The sequence below is a fragment of the Acinetobacter sp. S-1 genome (assembly GCF_059579785.1).
In genome coordinates this window covers 1,206,460-1,224,168 of the sequence record NZ_CM184207.1, presented here as the reverse complement: position 1 = coordinate 1,224,168, position 17,709 = coordinate 1,206,460, and the positions used below count along the sequence as shown (strand labels likewise).

Annotated in this window: 16 protein-coding genes and 3 tRNA genes; 13 read left to right on the top strand and 6 right to left on the bottom strand. The window is 38.9% G+C overall.

The window, feature by feature from the left end; translation table 11 throughout:
* The first annotated feature begins 81 nt into the window (after window positions 1–81).
* Window positions 82–1,320 carry a multifunctional CCA addition/repair protein gene (locus AC52J8_RS05830; RefSeq protein ID WP_086399246.1) on the top strand — a complete coding sequence of 413 codons (1,239 nt, stop codon included), beginning with the start codon at window positions 82–84 and terminating at the stop codon, window positions 1,318–1,320.
* Window positions 1,321–1,362: 42 nt separating this feature from the next.
* On the opposite strand, the gene AC52J8_RS05825 is transcribed toward AC52J8_RS05830, so the two are convergent.
* A complete protein-coding gene (locus tag AC52J8_RS05825; RefSeq protein ID WP_005068179.1) occupies window positions 1,363–2,538 on the bottom strand; it encodes a S1C family serine protease in 1,176 nt (391 codons plus the stop codon).
* Window positions 2,539–2,732: 194 nt separating this feature from the next.
* On the opposite strand from AC52J8_RS05825, the gene AC52J8_RS05820 reads away from it, so the two are divergent.
* The 6 genes from AC52J8_RS05820 (at window position 2,733) to AC52J8_RS05795 (ending at window position 5,326) form a co-directional block, all read left to right on the top strand.
* Window positions 2,733–3,491: a Nif3-like dinuclear metal center hexameric protein gene (locus AC52J8_RS05820; protein WP_086399247.1), complete on the top strand. Its 759-nt coding sequence runs from the start codon at window positions 2,733–2,735 to the stop codon at window positions 3,489–3,491.
* Window positions 3,492–3,636: 145 nt separating this feature from the next.
* The gene (sodB, locus tag AC52J8_RS05815; protein WP_000208083.1) at window positions 3,637–4,263 is read left to right on the top strand and encodes a superoxide dismutase SodB; all 627 of its coding nucleotides are present in this window, start codon (window positions 3,637–3,639) and stop codon (window positions 4,261–4,263) included.
* Between the two features lie 146 nt (window positions 4,264–4,409).
* Window positions 4,410–4,485: transfer RNA gene (locus AC52J8_RS05810), tRNA-Asn, on the top strand.
* Window positions 4,486–4,493: 8 nt separating this feature from the next.
* A tRNA-Asn gene (locus tag AC52J8_RS05805) sits at window positions 4,494–4,569 on the top strand.
* 181 nt (window positions 4,570–4,750) lie between these two features.
* Window positions 4,751–4,826, top strand: a tRNA-Asn gene (locus tag AC52J8_RS05800).
* A gap of 56 nt (window positions 4,827–4,882) precedes the next feature.
* A complete protein-coding gene (locus tag AC52J8_RS05795; RefSeq protein ID WP_086399858.1) occupies window positions 4,883–5,326 on the top strand; it encodes a DUF2726 domain-containing protein in 444 nt (147 codons plus the stop codon).
* A gap of 4 nt (window positions 5,327–5,330) precedes the next feature.
* On the opposite strand, the gene AC52J8_RS05790 is transcribed toward AC52J8_RS05795, so the two are convergent.
* The 5 genes from AC52J8_RS05790 to glnA form a co-directional block, all read right to left on the bottom strand.
* The gene (locus AC52J8_RS05790; RefSeq protein WP_039759004.1) at window positions 5,331–5,531 is read right to left on the bottom strand and encodes a hypothetical protein; all 201 of its coding nucleotides are present in this window, start codon (window positions 5,529–5,531) and stop codon (window positions 5,331–5,333) included.
* A 111-nt stretch (window positions 5,532–5,642) separates the two neighbouring features.
* Window positions 5,643–7,088: a lipase family protein gene (locus AC52J8_RS05785; RefSeq protein WP_086399857.1), complete on the bottom strand. Its 1,446-nt coding sequence runs from the start codon at window positions 7,086–7,088 to the stop codon at window positions 5,643–5,645.
* A 109-nt stretch (window positions 7,089–7,197) separates the two neighbouring features.
* Window positions 7,198–8,076: a 4-hydroxybenzoate octaprenyltransferase gene (ubiA, locus tag AC52J8_RS05780; RefSeq protein WP_086399856.1), complete on the bottom strand. Its 879-nt coding sequence runs from the start codon at window positions 8,074–8,076 to the stop codon at window positions 7,198–7,200.
* Window positions 8,073–8,582 carry a chorismate--pyruvate lyase family protein gene (locus tag AC52J8_RS05775; protein WP_086399855.1) on the bottom strand — a complete coding sequence of 170 codons (510 nt, stop codon included), beginning with the start codon at window positions 8,580–8,582 and terminating at the stop codon, window positions 8,073–8,075. Before AC52J8_RS05775 ends, ubiA begins: the two co-directional genes overlap by 4 nt.
* A 125-nt stretch (window positions 8,583–8,707) precedes the next feature.
* Window positions 8,708–10,123 (bottom strand): type I glutamate--ammonia ligase, encoded by a 1,416-nt coding sequence (gene glnA / locus AC52J8_RS05770; protein ID WP_002052696.1) that lies wholly within the window; start codon window positions 10,121–10,123, stop codon window positions 8,708–8,710.
* A 760-nt stretch (window positions 10,124–10,883) separates the two neighbouring features.
* Between glnA and AC52J8_RS05765 the strand changes: the two genes are divergently transcribed.
* The 6 genes from AC52J8_RS05765 (at window position 10,884) to AC52J8_RS05740 (ending at window position 17,701) form a co-directional block, all read left to right on the top strand.
* Window positions 10,884–12,443, top strand: a complete 1,560-nt coding sequence (locus AC52J8_RS05765; protein ID WP_086399854.1) for a peptide MFS transporter — start codon at window positions 10,884–10,886, stop codon at window positions 12,441–12,443.
* On the top strand, window positions 12,440–14,242 hold the full coding sequence (locus AC52J8_RS05760) for an aminopeptidase P family protein (RefSeq protein ID WP_086399853.1): 1,803 nt from the start codon (window positions 12,440–12,442) through the stop codon (window positions 14,240–14,242). The genes AC52J8_RS05765 and AC52J8_RS05760 overlap by 4 nt, the downstream gene beginning before the upstream one ends.
* Window positions 14,243–14,536: 294 nt before the next feature.
* Window positions 14,537–15,121, top strand: coding sequence for an anthranilate synthase component II (locus AC52J8_RS05755; protein ID WP_086399852.1), 585 nt, complete (start codon window positions 14,537–14,539; stop codon window positions 15,119–15,121).
* Between the two features lie 9 nt (window positions 15,122–15,130).
* Window positions 15,131–16,180 (top strand): anthranilate phosphoribosyltransferase, encoded by a 1,050-nt coding sequence (trpD, locus tag AC52J8_RS05750; RefSeq protein WP_032035718.1) that lies wholly within the window; start codon window positions 15,131–15,133, stop codon window positions 16,178–16,180.
* A gap of 9 nt (window positions 16,181–16,189) precedes the next feature.
* Window positions 16,190–16,996: an indole-3-glycerol phosphate synthase TrpC gene (trpC, locus tag AC52J8_RS05745; RefSeq protein WP_086399851.1), complete on the top strand. Its 807-nt coding sequence runs from the start codon at window positions 16,190–16,192 to the stop codon at window positions 16,994–16,996.
* A 9-nt stretch (window positions 16,997–17,005) separates the two neighbouring features.
* On the top strand, window positions 17,006–17,701 hold the full coding sequence (locus AC52J8_RS05740; RefSeq protein ID WP_005307211.1) for a Smr/MutS family protein: 696 nt from the start codon (window positions 17,006–17,008) through the stop codon (window positions 17,699–17,701).
* The last annotated feature ends 8 nt before the right edge of the window (window positions 17,702–17,709 follow it).

The following is a 17,709-nucleotide window of genomic DNA, read 5'->3' as shown; positions in this document are numbered from 1 at the left end:
GCTTTTTACGAAAAGCATCTCTAATGACTTGAGAAAACCTCTATTCTGTAGCATGATTGCTTGAAGAATAGAGGTTTTTTCATGCAAGTGTATTTAGTAGGCGGTGCCGTCCGTGATTTTTTACTTGGGCATCCCTATCAAGAAAAAGATTATGTTGTTGTCGGTGCAACGCCGGAACACATGCTCGCCCAAGGTTTTCAACCTGTAGGCAAAGATTTTCCTGTGTTTCTTCATCCTGAAACGAAAGAAGAATATGCACTTGCACGTACTGAAAGAAAATCTGGTAAAGGCTACCACGGCTTTCAATTTTTTACCGATACCATAGTAAGCTTAGAAGAAGATTTAATTCGCCGTGATTTGACTATCAATGCCATAGCAATGGATCAAGATGGCAAACTATACGATCCATATGGCGGTCAAACAGATTTAGAAAATAAAACTTTGCGTCATGTTTCAGAAGCTTTTGCTGAAGATCCTTTACGTGTTTTACGTGTTGCACGCTTTGCGGCTCGCTATTCTTCATACGGTTTTCAGATTGCGCCAGAGACCATGCAGCTTATGCAAACCATGGCTGAGTCAGGTGAGCTTGATGCCTTAACACCAGAGCGTGTGTGGAAAGAGACTTCTCGCGCACTTTTAGAAGATCATGCAGATGTTTATTTTCAAACATTGCGTGACTGTGGGGCGTTGAAACATCTTTTCCCTGAAATTGATGCATTATTTGGTGTACCACAGCGCCCTGAATATCACCCGGAAGTGGACTGCGGCATACATACCTTAATGTCGCTACAGCAAGCTTGTAAATCAAACTATTCACTTGATGTTCGATTTGCTGTGTTAGTACATGATTTGGGTAAAGCATTAACTCCAGCCAATGAACTCCCTCGCCACATCATGCATGAAGAACGTGGAGTAAAACCTGTTACGGAGTTATGTGAACGTTTAAAAGTTCCAACTCAAACTCGACAGTTGGCATTATCGGTATGTAAAGAACATCTAAAATGTCATCAGATTATGTCGTTAAAACCAGGAACTGTATGGCGTCTATTACAGCGTCTAGATGTATTACGTCGTCCTGAGAGAGTGGAAGCATTTGTACAAGCATGTGAATGTGATGCTAAAGGAAGACTAGGTTTAGAAGACCGTCCGTATCCTCAAGCTCAGTACATGTTAGATGCGATGCAAATCGTTCGCTCTATTAAAGTTCAGGATTTACCTGAAAACATTAAAGGTGCTGAGATTGGTGAAATGCTCATTCAGTACCGCATTGATGCTTTAACTGAGTTCAAACATCAGCATCAAGCACTATCTCATACTTAATTAACACCAAGAAAAAAGCCTCATTACGAGGCTTTTTTATCTTTACTGTTTAGGCAGCGGTATAAATTGTGATTGAGTATTTTGGTTTTTTCTTTCCCCTACTGTCACCACAAAGTTTTGTTGCTTCCCATCTCGCTCGACCATTACATTAATTTCGCTGTTAGGCGCTTGTAATGCAACATAATTAATCAAATGAGATGCTGAAGTGATTTGTTGATTATTCACCTGAATAATTTTATCACCAATCTTAATACCTGCTGATGCAGCTGGACCATTTTTCAAGACATCTGCAACCACAACACCAATTTGCTGTTTAGGTGCTAATACATCTTCTTGTGTAGGCGGTACTAAACTAATCCCTAACCATCCACGGACTACACGGCCATCTTTCAAAATTGAGTTTAAAACTTGTTGGCAAACTTTAGCGGGAATTGCAAAACCAATTCCTAAAGAACCACCTGACTGAGAGAAAATAGCAGTATTTACCCCGATTAAATTCCCAGCCACATCAATTAATGCTCCCCCAGAGTTACCTGGATTAATTGCGGCATCTGTTTGAATAAAGTCTTCATAGGTATTAATGCCTAAATCAGAGCGTTCAGTCGCAGAAATAATACCTTGAGTTACCGTTTGGCCTACGCCAAATGGGTTACCAATTGCTAAGACCACGTCACCTACTTCATTACCACTCAGTTTAAATGGCAATACAGGTAATTTATCTAAATCGATTTTAATTACGGCTAAATCAGTATCAGGGTCTGTTCCAACAATCGTTGCTTCTGCACGACGGCCGTCATGTAATGCAACTACAATCTGATCAGCTTGAGCAATCACATGATTATTCGTCAAAATATAACCATCAGCTCGCACAATAACCCCAGAGCCTAAGCTATTTTCATTTTGCTGTTGTTGTTCAGGAACCTGATTTCCAAAAAATTCGCGGAATACCGGATCACTTAATAAAGGATGATTTTGTTTAACTTTCTGGGTCGTAAAAATATTAACAACTGCCGGCGCTGCAACTTTTACCGCAGCACTATAAGATACCACCCCGCCCGCTCGCGAAGTATCAACGAGTGGTTCAACTTTCTCAGCAGGCATTTGCACCCCATCAACTGCAACAGTTGGTTTCGGCTGATGGTATTTTTGCCATGCAATAAAACTGGCAATTACAATAATAAGTAACACCCAAGGTAACCATGTAAAGGTGCGGCGCACGTTCATATCCTCTACGCAAAGAAGTTTTTAATTAAATTAATATATTGAACAAAAAGAGTTTTCAGTTAAGCATTTTAAATTAAATATGTCGATATACATAAAAAAGTCAAAAAAGATTTGTCTAGCTTTAGTTACACAACAAAATATGTTTCTATAGCTTTAGCAATTATTTACTACTCAATTCAGGAAATATCATGGCAAATTTGCATGAAATTATTCAGTGGTGCGACCAAACCTTAAAAGTAGCAGAATTTAAAGATTACGCACCAAATGGCCTGCAAATTGAAGGTTCAACTGAAGTAAAACGTATCGTTTGTGCGGTTACTGCTTCCGAAGATGCGATTGATGCAGCAATTGCTCAAAATGCAGATTTATTACTCGTACATCATGGTTATTTTTGGAAGGGTGAACCGTATCCAATTACTGGAATGCGAGGCAACCGCATTAAAAAACTCATTCAAAATAATATTTCATTAGTCGCTTATCATCTACCTTTAGATGCACACCCAACTTTGGGCAACAATGTAGCGATTGCAGAAAAACTAAACTTGAAGAATTTAGAACCACTCGATTTAACCGAGAAACATCCGATTGGTAATATTGGTTATTTAGAGCAAGCAGTTTCTGTAGATGAGTTTAAAGCACAGCTTCAAAACAGTTTTGATTTTAAAGTGATTCATTTGCCAGCAGAAAAGCAAAGCATTCAAAAAGTAGGCTTCTGTACAGGCGGCGCTCAAGATTTTATTGCTAAAGCTGCTTTGCAAAATTGTGATGCTTATATTTCAGGTGAAGTCAGTGAACGAACTTTTTATGAAGCAAAAGAATTAGGGGTTCACTATTTCGCCTGTGGTCACCATGCTACTGAGCGTTATGGAGTTCAGCGTTTGGCACAAGCGATCTCAAAACAGTTTTCAATTGAAGCTGAATATTTTGAATTGAATAATCCGATTTAATTAAGTCTTTTTTTCAATCTGTGTTATGCGTATTAATTAGATCTTTATTGTGTATAGTTCTTTAAAACGATGCCCTATTGTGACCAGAATCATTTACAATAGAGCCACTTAATTGTATAACCCAGCAAATGCAAGGAATAGGAACATGACAACCATTACTTTACCTGCACTTCCATATGGCTATGATGATTTAGCGCCACATATTAGTAAAGAAACTTTAGAATACCATCACGATAAACACCACAATACCTATGTTGTTAACTTAAACAACTTAATCAAAGGAACTGACCTTGAAGGTAAAACTTTAGAAGAAATCATTAAAGCGACTGCTGGTGATGCATCTAAAGCTGGTATTTTCAACAATGCTGCTCAAGTTTGGAATCACACTTTCTACTGGAACAGCATGAAGCCAAATGGTGGTGGTAAGCCTACTGGCGCAATCGCTGCTAAAATTGACGAAGCTTTTGGTAGCTACGAAAAGTTTGCAGAAGAATTTACTGCTGCTGCAACAACTCAATTTGGTTCAGGTTGGGCTTGGTTAGTTGCTGATGAAGTAAATGGTAAATTATCTATTACTAAAACTTCTAATGCAGACACTCCACTTGCACATGGTCAAATTGCTGTTTTAACAATTGACGTATGGGAACATGCTTACTACATCGATTTCCGTAACTTACGTCCTAAATACATCGCAACTTTCTTAGAAAGCCTTGTGAACTGGGACTATGCAAATGCAAAACTTGCAGGTCAACCAGCTGGCGTAGAGAAATAATTTTATTTCTTTATAAAAAACCACCCTATTTTGGGTGGTTTTTTTATTTTTAATACAACAAAAGCATATTAATCAAGCAAACGATTCATTTTCTTTAATATTCTTATTGACGCTTTTAGATTTCATCCATAAAATGCGCATCAGATTCTCCAATAGCTCAGTCGGTAGAGCGACGGACTGTTAATCCGCAGGTCCCTGGTTCGAGCCCAGGTTGGAGAGCCATCTACTAATCTCCCATAGCTCAGTCGGTAGAGCGACGGACTGTTAATCCGCAGGTCCCTGGTTCGAGCCCAGGTGGGAGAGCCAAGATTCTAAAAGCCCGCATTTATTGCGGGTTTTTTCTTTTCTAATGATTTAATAATTTTTCATTATTTTGAATAAAATCAATGTTTCGAGTATTTTTAAACCAAACGACAAGATATTCTCTCTAATTCTGCTATTAAAGCTTGACCCAGCACCCTTTCCTGCCTAAAATCCTTTTCCAGATTCTCCCATAGCTCAGTCGGTAGAGCGACGGACTGTTAATCCGCAGGTCCCTGGTTCGAGCCCAGGTGGGAGAGCCAAGATTCTTAAAAACCCACTCATCATGAGTGGGTTTTTATTTGTATGATGCCTTCACATGTTCGAATCGAGTCACTTATTTTTTATTGTTTTAGGTTGCGTAAGCACCTGTATATTTCTTCTTGTTTGTTTACGCCCTTATTTATTTCCAAAACAAAAATTCTTTGCTCGCCCTGTCATTACAAACTTTGAAACTCAAATGTTTATACGCTTAAAACAAAGTTTTCCAAATTCTCATGTGTTAGCACAAGTGGCTTTTAGCGCTTTAATTACCAGTAATGACTATAAAATTCGTAGTCAGTTCAATCGTAAAGTTACTGACTTTGTCGTGCTCAACAACAAGATGGAAGTCATGGCCATTATTGAGCTAGATGACCCTACCCATCTTGAAAAAGTAGAAGAAGACCGTATTCGTGATCAAATGCTCACTGAAGCAGGCTACCTTGTAAAGCGTTACACAAATATTCCTACTGTACGCCAATTACAAAAGGATATTCATTAACAAGCTATTTTGTTTCAGAGTTTGCAGCTTCTTTCTCTGCTATTCTTTTTGCCATCTCTAAACGCTGCTGTTCATATTGTTTTTTATTCTTAGCATCACTTTTTGCAGCCAAGAAAAGTATTCCAATAATTAGTAAAGGAATAAGTAAACCTAACCCCATTAATAACCAAGGAACAGATTTTTTTTCAACAGGTTGCTGGCTCATAAGTTCTTCAAACTCAAGTAGTATCGATTTCAGAATACGTAACAATATAACAAAAAGAGCCACTATAAAGTGGCTCTTTTTTAAGCTAATTTCTAATTAAACAAATAAATCTTAGAATTTACCTGTGCAGTGTGGACTTTGGCTGGCATCTTTCTGTGCATCAGTCAGCACAATACCCGTACCCGCTGACATATTAGCTTGAATGAAATCTACAGCATTGGCATTTTGACATACGATTGCTTGTGTATGAGTTGCATTCGGTACAATTGTTAAGTTATAGCCCTTATCGTAAGCTGCTTGTGGGAAAAACTTCAAAGCATTCACTTTCATATTCGTGAATAAGCTTTGCGTTACCACAGGCAACACCGCTTGATCTTTTTCGCCTTGAATAATAAATACCGGTGTTTTAATAACTTTCTCGGCTGTAGCATTTGTCGCAGGCTGGGTCGCTGTCAAAAAGTTTTGAACAACTTGGTCTGCTTTGAATTTATTCAGATCAATACCATACTGTGCAATTTGATGCGTAGGGTCTGCCAAGTAAGCTAAAATACCCGCCTTAAACTTCGCTTGTAAACCATTTGCACTATCAGGTGTAGGGTAACTTAAACAAGCACCATCATCCCCTGTACGACCATAAGCCAATTCCGCAATGTCAGCTGCTCCCGATGTAAAAATTGCCTTCAAATCATAGTTTGGTTGTTGTGCTTTAATGCCCGCACTTGCTAAGGCTGCATATGCTAACAATTCAGCATAACCATCAGCAATTTGGTCAATCATCGCCTGACCTTCAGCTTCTGTAATCAATTTATTAGCTAGCGCATAACGAACTTGTAATAAGTTCTCATCCAATTTATTTACTTGCTTAGGTTTTCCAGTTGCATCAAGATTAAATTGTGGGTCAATATAAATTTGAATGATTGTTCCCAAACTTGATGCAGGTGCTCCGGCTACAGCACCTTTATAACTTACATCCGTATTAGCAAACTCAGCAGTACCCAATGATGCATGGCCACCTTGTGACTGACCAATCGACATCCAATCACCTTTTAACTGAGCACCGTAATGCTCTTTTACTGCTTTAACTGCAGCTAATGCTGATTTTGCTTCACTAGATAAGTTTAAGTATGGATGCACTCCTGGTGTACCTAGCCCCTCATAATCTGGTGCCACAATCACATAACCTGCTGCTAATAAGGACTCAGCAAGGATTTTAAATCGCGGATTAATAGCATTTTTGCTTGGCGCACAACCATCACCCACCCCAACAGTTCCATGTTCCCATACCACTACACGATAACCATCTTTCGGTTGTGTTGCTTTTGGAAACAATACCATTGCTGTAGCAGTTGCTGTTTTTCCTTGAACATTTGCCATGTTATAAGTCATTACTTTGATCGTTGAAGCATTATCAACTTTATCAATCGCGTAATTACTTTCTGAGACATAAGCTTTATTTGTGTCTATCCCTGTGTAGTCATCATCATCGTCATTACACGCTGTAAGAAATAGTGCTGAAATTGATAATGTTATAGCTAAAGCAATTTTTGACCGTTTCATAGAATATCCTTTTTATGTGTTATTTATTCCGCATATTTTTATGCACAAATATTAAGACATAAAAAAAGTGCTCTGCATAGAACACTTTTCAACCTCACGGTCATTTTTACTATATGAAATTTAAAAATATTCCTAGAAAAATGATTAATCCAACCCAGCGATTGTGACGAAATGCCCAAAAACATACTTGAGGGTTGCGGTCTTTGGTTTTAATTGTTTGATATACAAAATCGAATGCCACTACAATTAAAGCAATAATTGCCCATGGGAATAAAATATTTTCTAAATATAGTGCAGTACCAATCAAAACAAGGCTTGTTGCCTGTAAGAGTGCAATAATCTGGATGTCATATCGGCCAAAAAGAATAGCTGTAGATTTCACACCAATCTTTAAATCATATTCACGATCTGTAATTGCATATTGAGTGTCATAAGCCACAGTCCAAGCCAAATTACCAAAATAGAGCAACCAGCAAGTCAAATCTGGAGTTTTACCTACCGCGGTAAAAGCCATAGGAATTGACCATGAAAATGCTGCGCCTAAAAATACTTGGGGTAAATTGGTATAGCGTTTCATAAATGGATAAATAAACGCTAAAAATAATGCGCCAAATGACCAATAAAAAGTTTCTATAGGTAAAAAGAACAAAAGACATGCGCTTGCTAAAACAAGGCCCAAGAATACGTATACGGCTTCCCTTGCGCGAATCACTCCTGTTGCTAAAGGGCGCGTTTTTGTTCGCTCTACATGACCATCTACTTTACGATCAGCAAAGTCATTAATCGCACATCCAGCAGCGCGCATAAAAATGACGCCTAAAATCATGACAAATAAAATACCTAAATCAGGTATTCCTTTTGATGCAACCCAAAGTGCCCACATGGTTGGCCAAAACACCAGTTCAGTACCAATTGGCTTATCAAATCGACATAGATAATAATAAGCTTCTAAACGCTGACGCCATGTTGTGCCTGTTGCAGTCGTCATAGTAATTCCTTGTCGTGCTGCTGATTTAAAAAAGCTTCAAAAGCCGGTAAGAATGTTTCTTGGACAATAAATTTACATCCATGCCAAGTATAGCAACTTTGTCGCGTCCAACCTTCTGGCAAACGAATGACACGACGGTCACAAAGCGGAATTGTTCTTTGAAATAGAAAAAAGCCAATTGGTTTAGATCCAATGTGCTGAAATATACGCGCTCTTTTTTGTAAACTTTGAATTGGAAAAATACTTTTTGCTTTTACCCATGGCTCAACTTCACAGCCATATAAATAGGTTTCCCTCACCCATGAAGTGTGGGTATGAGGCATGTTCATCCATTGACTGTCTGCAAACGTTAAACGTTGAAAATGTTCTTTAAAAGGCTTTACGCTGAACTGTCCACCGCCAAGTTCAGTCAATTGTTGGGTCAGAGAACCAGACGCATACAACCATGTTTTCAATGCAGGATTTAAAACTTGTTCCTGTTTAAGTACTGGTTGTCGTTTACGCATAATCTGCTCACATGAAAACTCGCACCTAGTTTACCCCAATTTTTTGATAAAAAACGTAGAGAATTCAATCAACATTCCAAGCAATAAAAAAGCCTGCATAAGCAGGCTTTTTTAAGAAATACGTATTACAAGCTGTAGTACATATCAAATTCAACTGGGTGAGTAGTCGTGTTAAGACGACGTACATCTTCAGTTTTAAGTTCGATGTATGCATCAAGCATTTCTTTAGTGAACACGCCGCCTTTTAACAAGAATTCGTGATCTGCTTGAAGTGCTTCAAGAGCCATATCTAAGCTATGAGCAACTGTTGGGATTTTTGCTTCTTCTTCTGGAGGAAGATCATACAAGTTCTTATCAGCAGCTTCGCCCGGATGGATCTTGTTTTGAATACCGTCGATACCAGCCATTAACAATGCAGCGAAACCTAAGTACGGGTTCATCATTGGGTCTGGGAAACGAGCTTCGATACGCTTACCTTTAGGGCTAGAAACGTATGGAATACGGATAGAAGCAGAACGGTTACGTGCTGAGTAAGCAAGCATAATTGGTGCTTCGAAGTGAGGAACCAAACGCTTGTATGAGTTTGTAGATGGGTTTGTGATTGCATTCAATGCACGAGCGTGCTTGATGATACCACCGATGAAGTACAATGCCATTTCTGAAAGGCCTGCATATTCATCACCAGCAAACAAGTTCTTGCCATCTTTAGAGATAGACATGTGAACATGCATACCAGAACCGTTATCGCCTACCATTGGTTTAGGCATAAAGGTTGCTGTTTTTGCATATTGATGTGCAACGTTCCAAACAGCATATTTGAACTGTTGAACTTCATCAGCTTTACGTACAAGTGTATTGAAGCTCACACCAATTTCTAACTGGCAAGAAGCAACTTCGTGGTGATGTACTTCTACACGACCTGGGCCCATGATGTCTTCGATTTTTGCACACATTTCTGCACGCATATCTTGTGAAGAATCAACTGGAGGAACTGGGAAGTAACCGCCTTTAACACGTGGACGGTGACCAGAGTTACCAGACTCGTAGTCTTTACCAGTAGACCAAGCAGCTTCTTCAGCGATTAATGTATGACGAGCGCCAGACATATCGATGTCCCACTTCACTTCGTCAAATACAAAGAATTCTGGTTCTGGACCAAAGAATGCAGTATCACCGATACCTGTAGATTTTAAGTATTCTTCTGCACGGCGAGCAATCGAACGTGGGTCACGCTCATAACCTTGACCAGTTGAAGGTTCAATAACGTCACAAGTCACAACTACAGTTGGTTCAGCAAAGAACGGGTCGATAAAACCAGTTTCCGCATCTGGACGTAAAATCATGTCAGATGCTTCAATGCCTTTCCAACCAGCGATTGAAGAACCATCAAACATTTTACCGTCTTCAAAAGTATCTTCATCAATAGAATCAGCTGGGTAAGTTACGTGCTGCTCTTTACCCTTAGTATCAGTAAAGCGAAAATCGACCCATTTTGCGCCACTTTCTTGTATGAGTTGAAGGACCTTGTTCGCCATGCTCATTTTGCTCCAATGAAATTTTGTTGCACTTGTTAAGTGCGTGTTAGTTGCTGGTATTTATATAGCAATTCTCATACCAACTTTATAAGACTTACCTAAAACATTGAATTGCTTATAACTATCCATGATTTAGGCCCCTTGTCTTGAACCCATTATACTGTTTGCATAGTTAAATGCACCATATTCAGACATTTTCAAATTATGGCATACAAGAATAGCTCGCAATCGCCCTAATTTAGTGCAAAATTGTTGCGCTAATATGAATCACCGCATCAATATCTAACAGTAATTTGTGATCATAATACTTTCTTATATAGAAATCTGACTTTCTTACTGTAATGCTTAAAAATAATAATCTATTCCCGATAGAACTATTAATCTCTAAATTAGACGATGGTATCTACAGTATGCCCTTGCCAAAAAAGTTTGAACATAAATACGATTTCTAAGTAACTCTACACAATTTTTTTAAATAATATCAATTACCACTCTTCACTGCCCATCCATAGAAAGGTTGAGGTTTTAAAGTGTTAATTTAATTTTTCTTATCGTAGTTTTACGCTAGGGCTGGCCTGATCAGCTTTGGTGCGCCAAAAGGAATCTTTTCGACTGATAATTTCAACTTTATAATTTTTTACCATTTGTTATATACCTTTTTTATACATGACCAACTTGCTTTTCAATTTAAAAAAATCTAAAAAATAAAACATAACTTTTTTTTATAACTAAACAAACTAAAAGTTTGGCTTATTAAACTACAAATATGTTCAAAGGATTTGAAATGAAGCATGAACTCGAACAATGTGACACAGCTTTTTTCGGCCATCCAAAACCCTTAAAAACTTTATTTTTTACAGAGCTATGGGAACGCTTTTCTTACTATGGAATTCGTCCCTTACTCGTTCTTTATATGGTTGCGATGGTCAATGATGGCGGGTTAGGTCTTGATCGTCCTACTGCCGCCGCAATTGTTGGGTTATTTGCAGGCTCTATGTATTTAATGACCGTTTTAGGTGGTTGGATTGCCGACAACTGGTTAGGTCAAGCACGATCCGTCTGGTATGGCTCCCTCATTATTGCTTTAGGTCACTTATCAATTGCGCTTACCCCCATCTTTGATCAATTCTTTTTTTATTTCGGCTTAGTCCTTATTGTTCTTGGCTCAGGTTTATTTAAAACCTGTATTTCAGTGATTGTCGGAACATTATATAACGCTCAGGATAGTAGACGAGATGCTGGCTTCTCCATTTTTTATATGGGGATTAATATGGGGTCGTTTATTGCCCCGCTTATTACAGGTATATTGGCTCGCGATCATGGCTGGCATCTAGGTTTTGGGATTGGCGGCCTTGGAATGTTGATTGCATTACTCATCTTCCGTGCATTAGCCATTCCTCAACTACAATCATTCAACCAATTGCGTCAGCAAACTGACAATTGGAATAAACCTGTCGTAGAAAATAGAAATGCGCCAAAAATTGCTTTCTCATTTTTACTATCTGTTGCAGTCGTTATTGCTCTTACTTTCTTTGGCGTTATTCGTATCAATCCAGTCGCGGTAGCAACTTATTTAACAGTCGGAATCGGCGTTGGAATTATCGCTTATTTTATCTATTTATTATTTTTCATTGGTTTAGAAAAACATGAAAAATTTAAAATTATTATCTGCTTTGTCTTATTAGCAACATCAGCTCTTTTTTGGTCTGCCTTTGAGCAAAAACCAACTTCTTTTAACCTATTTGCGCAAGATTACACAGACCGTAATGTTTTCGGATTCGAGATTCCAGCAGTGTGGTTTCAATCAATTAACGCACTCTTTATTATTATTTTTGCCCCAATTGCAGCATGGCTTTGGGCTAAACTTGGTAAGTCAAATAAAGACCCAAGTTATATCAGTAAATTTATTATTGCACTTTTACTGGCAGCAGGTGGTTTCCTGTTGATGTCATTTGCAAGCCGTTTTGCTATTGCAGGTGGATTAGTTTCACCATTTTGGTTAGTCGGAACTTTATTTCTTCTTACCATAGGTGAACTTTGCTTAAGCCCGATTGGTCTATCTACCATGACTAAACTTGCACCTGATGTTATACGTGGTCAAATTATGGGTCTATGGTTTACAGGTTCAGCTTTGGGTAATCTTATCGCTGGTTTAATTGGCGGGCATGTATCGGCAGATGGCATTAATCATTTACCTACCTTATTTATGCGATGTGTTTTAGCGTTAGTGATTGGCGCAATCGTGTTATTTTTATTAAAGAAACCTATCAATAGATTAATGAACAAAAGTACCAGTAAAGTTCAACCTGAGTTGGAAACTATATGAGCGTTTTAACTGTTCCAGAAAAACTTGAGAAACTTCGTGAACTCATGCGCAATCAGCATGTTGATGCTTTGATTGTGATGAGTGCCGATCCGCATATGTCAGAATATTTGCCAGACTACTGGAAAGCAAGGCAGTGGTTAAGTGGTTTTAGTGGTTCGGTTGGTACGCTCGTCGTGACCCAAAACTTTGCAGGACTCTGGGCTGATGGCCGCTATTGGGTACAAGCCGAGCAACAACTTATTGGAACTGGCTTTGATCTTCAAAAATTAACAAGTGATGAATCTTCAACACATCTCGCTTGGATTGAAAAAAATCTACAACCAGAATCAGTCATTGTGGTAAATGGGCATACTTTATCAATTCAGCAATTTAAGGCACTTGAACATACTGCACGAGTTAATAATTATAAACTCGAAACCCAGCAAGATTTTGTCGGAGAGATTTGGTTAAACCGCCCAGAACTTCCATCAAAGAAAATTCATTTCATGCCTGAAAGGCTAAATGCCCTATCTCGTAAAGAAAAAATTCAGGCTATTCGTGAAACTTTACATAGCAAGAATATTGCGGCTCATTTCATTTCATCTTTAGACGATATTGCATGGATCTTAAATGCACGTGGGCAAGATGTAGAATACAATCCTGTTTTTCTTTCTCATTTATATATTAATGCAGAGCAAGCTATTCTTTTTATTGATGCTGAAAAAGTTAATGTAAGCATTCAACAAGCTTTAGCAGCCGATGGTATTGAAATTCGTAACTACGAAGATACCGCTAAGTTTTTATCGAATATCTCTGATACCTCTGTACTTTTAGATCCAGCCAAAGTCTCGATTTTTCATGAACAGGCTATCGCAAAAGATATTCAGGTTGTCTACGACATCACCCCAAGTACACTTTTTAAATCGCGTAAGCATGAAAGCGAAATTGCGCATATCCGTCACGCAATGGTTAAAGATGGAGTCGCGCTTTGCCACTTTTTTCACTGGTTAGAGAGAGCCCTTCATCATGGTGAAAGCATTTCAGAACTCACTATTGATGAGAAGATTACAGCTTTCCGTGCTGAGCAAAACGGATTTATAGGCCCAAGTTTTTCAACGATTGCTGGCTTTAATGCTAATGGTGCTTTACCTCATTATCGAGCAACTGAAGAACACTACTCATTCATTGAAGGCGATGGCCTATTACTCATTGACTCTGGCGGGCAGTATGTTGATGGAACAACGGATATTACTCGTGTTGTTCCTGTAGGCACGCCAACAGGGCAACAAAAACGTGACTATACTCTGGTTTTAAAATGTCACATTGCTTTGGCAAAAACGATTTATCCAGAAGGTTTAGCTGCACCGCTACTCGATTCAATTTGTCGCCATACTTTATGGCAATATGGTTTAGATTATCGCCATGGCACAGGTCACGGTGTAGGCTTTGCACTTAACGTCCATGAAGGTCCGCAAGTTCTTTCTTATTACGCGCCTATTCATGCCTATAGTAAGTTGCGTGAAGGAATGATTCTCTCTAATGAACCGGGCTTATACCATGAAGGACAATACGGCATTCGTATTGAAAATCTGGTTGCAAACAGACTTCACTCAGGGTTTGAGAAAACCTACGGCGATTTCTTAGAGTTTGAAACGCTAACCCTTTGCCCGATTCATTTAGATTGTATCATCGTTGACATGCTAACGAATGAAGAGAAAGACTGGTTAAATGGTTACCATCAAACTGTTCAAGAAAGACTGGCCGAACATTTATCTGGCGATGTTTTAGATTGGCTGATCTATAACACACGTAAGATTTAATCTTCTTGTATGACCAAGGCAGAATAGTTTTTTTATTTTTAAGAAAAGCTTATTCTGCCTTAATTGTACTTATATATCATTTCAAAAGACTCACTTCTTAAAGCCGTTTTTCTGCAAATTTCTAACGAATGAAATAGTTAAACTGGTTACTTCTTTTTTTGCTATATTAGCCCATTAGAAAGCGGCTTCTTATTTTAAAACCTAAAAAGCCTTTTCTGAAAACGGGTATCAATATGGGTAACTATTTTAGTCACTTATTAAATATATTTTAATTATCATGAGGTTAAGTTCATCATGCTTCTAATGATCGACAATTACGACTCTTTTACCTACAACATCGTCCAGTATTTTGGCGAGTTGAATCAGGAAGTAAAAGTAGTTCGCAATGATCAAGTCACATTAGAGGATATTGAACGATGGCAACCAAAATATCTAGTTATTGGTCCTGGCCCTTGCTCTCCAAGCGAAGCAGGTATTTCAATTCCTGCAATTAACAACTTTGCCGGAAAAATTCCTCTACTTGGCGTGTGTTTAGGGCATCAAAGTATTGGGCAGGCTTTTGGCGGGAAAATTGTAAGAGCCAAAACGGTGATGCACGGACGTTTATCTGATATGTACCATAGCAATAAAGGTATTTTCAGTAATCTTCCTAGCCCATTCTCGGCAACTCGTTATCACTCATTGGTGATTGATCAGCAAACACTGCCTGATTGCCTTGAAGTAACGTGCTGGACCAATGAAGCAGATGGCTCAATGGAAGAAATCATGGGTGTTAAACATAAGACACTTCCTGTTGAAGGCGTGCAATTCCATCCTGAATCAATCTTGAGTCAACATGGCCATCAAATCTTTAAAAACTTTTTAGATATTTATGCATAAGTGATCCCTATGAATATTCAACAAGCACTTAACCATATAACAAAAAATATTCACCTGACTCAGCCGCAAATGGAAGACATTATGCGTAGTATCATGCAAGGTGAGGCAACCGAAGCACAAATTGGTGCTTTGATGATGGGCCTTCGCATGAAAGGTGAAAGTATTGACGAAATTACTGCTGCTGCGCGTGTCATGCGTGAATTTGCCATCAAAATTGATGTCAGTGATATCAAATATTTAGTTGATATTGTCGGCACGGGTGGTGATGGGCAAAACTTATTTAACGTCTCTACAGCTTCAAGCTTTGTAATTGCGGCGGCAGGTGCAACCATTGCAAAACATGGCAACCGAGGCGTTTCAAGCAAATCAGGTTCATCTGACTTGCTTGAGCAAGCAGGTATTCATCTTGATTTAGACATGCAACAAACCGAACGCTGCATCCGTGAGATGGGTGTAGGGTTTTTATTTGCTCCAAACCACCATAAAGCAATGAAATATGCTGTTGGACCACGTCGAGAGCTTGGTATTCGCAGCATCTTTAATTTACTTGGCCCGCTTACGAATCCGGCTGGTGTAAAACGCTTTGTGATTGGCGTATTTTCAGATGAACTTTGTCGTCCAATTGCCGAAGTGATGAAGCAGCTTGGTGCTGAACACGTGATGGTTGTTCATTCAAAAGATGGTCTTGATGAAATCAGTCTTGCCGCTCCCACTGCTATTGCCGAACTCAAAGATGGCGAAATTACTGAGTGGACGCTTAATCCTGAAGATGTCGGAATTGAGTCGCAAACTTTAAGTGGTTTGGTTGTCGCTGATGCAACAGCAAGTCTAAAGTTAATTAAAGATGCTTTAAGCAAAAATAAATCTGATATTGGTGAAAAAGCAGCAAACATGATTGCGCTTAATGCAGGTGCAGGCATCTATGTGGCGGGCATTACCAAAACTTATGCTCAGGCTGTTACATTCGCTCAAGATATTATCTATGGCGGACAGGCTTTAGAAAAAATGAGTGTTTTGGCTGAATTTACCAAAACATTAAAGCAATCTCAGGCAGATTAAGGATTTCTCATGATTAATATTCAAAATACCATTTTAGGTAAAATTGTTGACCGTAAACATGAGGAACTTGCTGCGCGTTTAAAACAACGTAATTTGCAAGATGTTGAAGAACTAGCAAAAGCTGCGACTCCAGTTCGAGGCTTTGCAAATGCTTTAAAACATAAACGCCCGGGTGTAATTGCTGAAATTAAAAAAGCGTCTCCATCAAAAGGAATCATTCGCGCAGACTTTAATCCTGCCGAAATTGCCCAGCAATATGAACAAGCTGGAGCAGCATGTCTATCGGTACTGACCGATGTTGATTTCTTTCAGGGAGCAGATGAAAATATTGCGATTGCTCGCAATCATTGTGCCCTCCCTGCTTTACGTAAAGACTTTTTGGTAGCCCCATACAATGTAGTTGAAGCACGTGCTTTGCATGCTGACTGTATTTTATTAATTGTTGCATGTTTGTCTGACCAGCAACTCGAAGAAATGTCTAAAACTGCGTTTGAACATCAACTCGATGTATTAGTTGAAGTTCATGACGAAGAAGAAATGGAACGCGCTTTAAAGCTTTCTGAGCAATGTTTATTAGGTGTGAATAACCGTAATTTAAAAACGTTTGATGTGGATTTAAATACATCCATTCGATTGAAAAAATTACTTCCGGCCTCACGTTTATTAATTACTGAAAGCGGTATTGCGACACCAGATGATGTGCATATGATGCAAGAGCATGATATTCACAGCTTCTTGGTCGGCGAAAGTTTTATGAAACAACCACGTCCAGATCAAGCTTTTACTGCCCTTTTTGGACAACCTCAAACGGTTTAATGAAGATATATGAGTAATAAAGATTCATCGCTTTCTAAAGAGCAACAAAAGTTATTGAAGCAATTTAAAAAGCAAATCTCCAATCCTCATTCAAGCAAAATCGCAAGTCAGCCTGAGACCAAACAACCTCAGGCTGAGTCTGAAGAATTGGAAAATGCAAATCTGTTTCAAAGCGCTGTAGCAGGTGTTAAACCCATCAATAATAGTAATATTGCTGATGTAAGAGTTCCTCGTGCCAGAAAAGTTGATGCTCAAACATTAGCTAAACGTGCGGCTGCCGAAGGTGGTCGTGACACTGAGCATGCCGAACTATCTGATACTCAAGCTGCTTTAAATCCGGTCGCAAGCCAAGCAACGCTAAGCTATCGCATTGCGACTCTGCAACATAAGGTGTTTGAAGATTTAAAAGCAGGCAAGATGCGTTGGTTTGAAGCTGTAGATTTACACGGCTGTACCATTGAACAAGCACGTGACGCAGTTTTACAGATTATCCAGATGGCAAAAGATGAAAATCAAAATGTCATCAAAATTGTGCATGGTAAAGGCCCAGAAGCGGTCTTAAAAACCTATGTCAATGGATGGTTACGCCAACATCGTGATGTTTTGGCCTTTGTAAGTGCCCCTGAAAACCAAGGTGGCACAGGTGCCGTTCTCGTACTGCTTAAACGTGCAGAAAAAAATCCAAAATTCGAACAAAAAAAATGATCCTTTGG

What these genes read in the sequence shown, in the direction of transcription:
- trpD (WP_032035718.1), top strand. Translation starts at nt 15,131, where the DNA reads ATGAATATTCAACAAGCACTTAACCATATAACAAAAAATATTCACCTG.
- AC52J8_RS05790 (WP_039759004.1), bottom strand. Translation starts at nt 5,531, where the DNA reads ATGAGCCAGCAACCTGTTGAAAAAAAATCTGTTCCTTGGTTATTAATG.
- AC52J8_RS05785 (WP_086399857.1), bottom strand. Translation starts at nt 7,088, where the DNA reads ATGAAACGGTCAAAAATTGCTTTAGCTATAACATTATCAATTTCAGCA.
- AC52J8_RS05765 (WP_086399854.1), top strand. Translation starts at nt 10,884, where the DNA reads ATGTTCAAAGGATTTGAAATGAAGCATGAACTCGAACAATGTGACACA.
- AC52J8_RS05755 (WP_086399852.1), top strand. Translation starts at nt 14,537, where the DNA reads ATGCTTCTAATGATCGACAATTACGACTCTTTTACCTACAACATCGTC.
- sodB (WP_000208083.1), top strand. Translation starts at nt 3,637, where the DNA reads ATGACAACCATTACTTTACCTGCACTTCCATATGGCTATGATGATTTA.
- trpC (WP_086399851.1), top strand. Translation starts at nt 16,190, where the DNA reads ATGATTAATATTCAAAATACCATTTTAGGTAAAATTGTTGACCGTAAA.
- AC52J8_RS05830 (WP_086399246.1), top strand. Translation starts at nt 82, where the DNA reads ATGCAAGTGTATTTAGTAGGCGGTGCCGTCCGTGATTTTTTACTTGGG.
- AC52J8_RS05795 (WP_086399858.1), top strand. Translation starts at nt 4,883, where the DNA reads ATGTTCGAATCGAGTCACTTATTTTTTATTGTTTTAGGTTGCGTAAGC.
- AC52J8_RS05775 (WP_086399855.1), bottom strand. Translation starts at nt 8,582, where the DNA reads ATGCGTAAACGACAACCAGTACTTAAACAGGAACAAGTTTTAAATCCT.
- AC52J8_RS05740 (WP_005307211.1), top strand. Translation starts at nt 17,006, where the DNA reads ATGAGTAATAAAGATTCATCGCTTTCTAAAGAGCAACAAAAGTTATTG.
- AC52J8_RS05820 (WP_086399247.1), top strand. Translation starts at nt 2,733, where the DNA reads ATGGCAAATTTGCATGAAATTATTCAGTGGTGCGACCAAACCTTAAAA.
- glnA (WP_002052696.1), bottom strand. Translation starts at nt 10,123, where the DNA reads ATGAGCATGGCGAACAAGGTCCTTCAACTCATACAAGAAAGTGGCGCA.
- AC52J8_RS05760 (WP_086399853.1), top strand. Translation starts at nt 12,440, where the DNA reads ATGAGCGTTTTAACTGTTCCAGAAAAACTTGAGAAACTTCGTGAACTC.
- ubiA (WP_086399856.1), bottom strand. Translation starts at nt 8,076, where the DNA reads ATGACGACTGCAACAGGCACAACATGGCGTCAGCGTTTAGAAGCTTAT.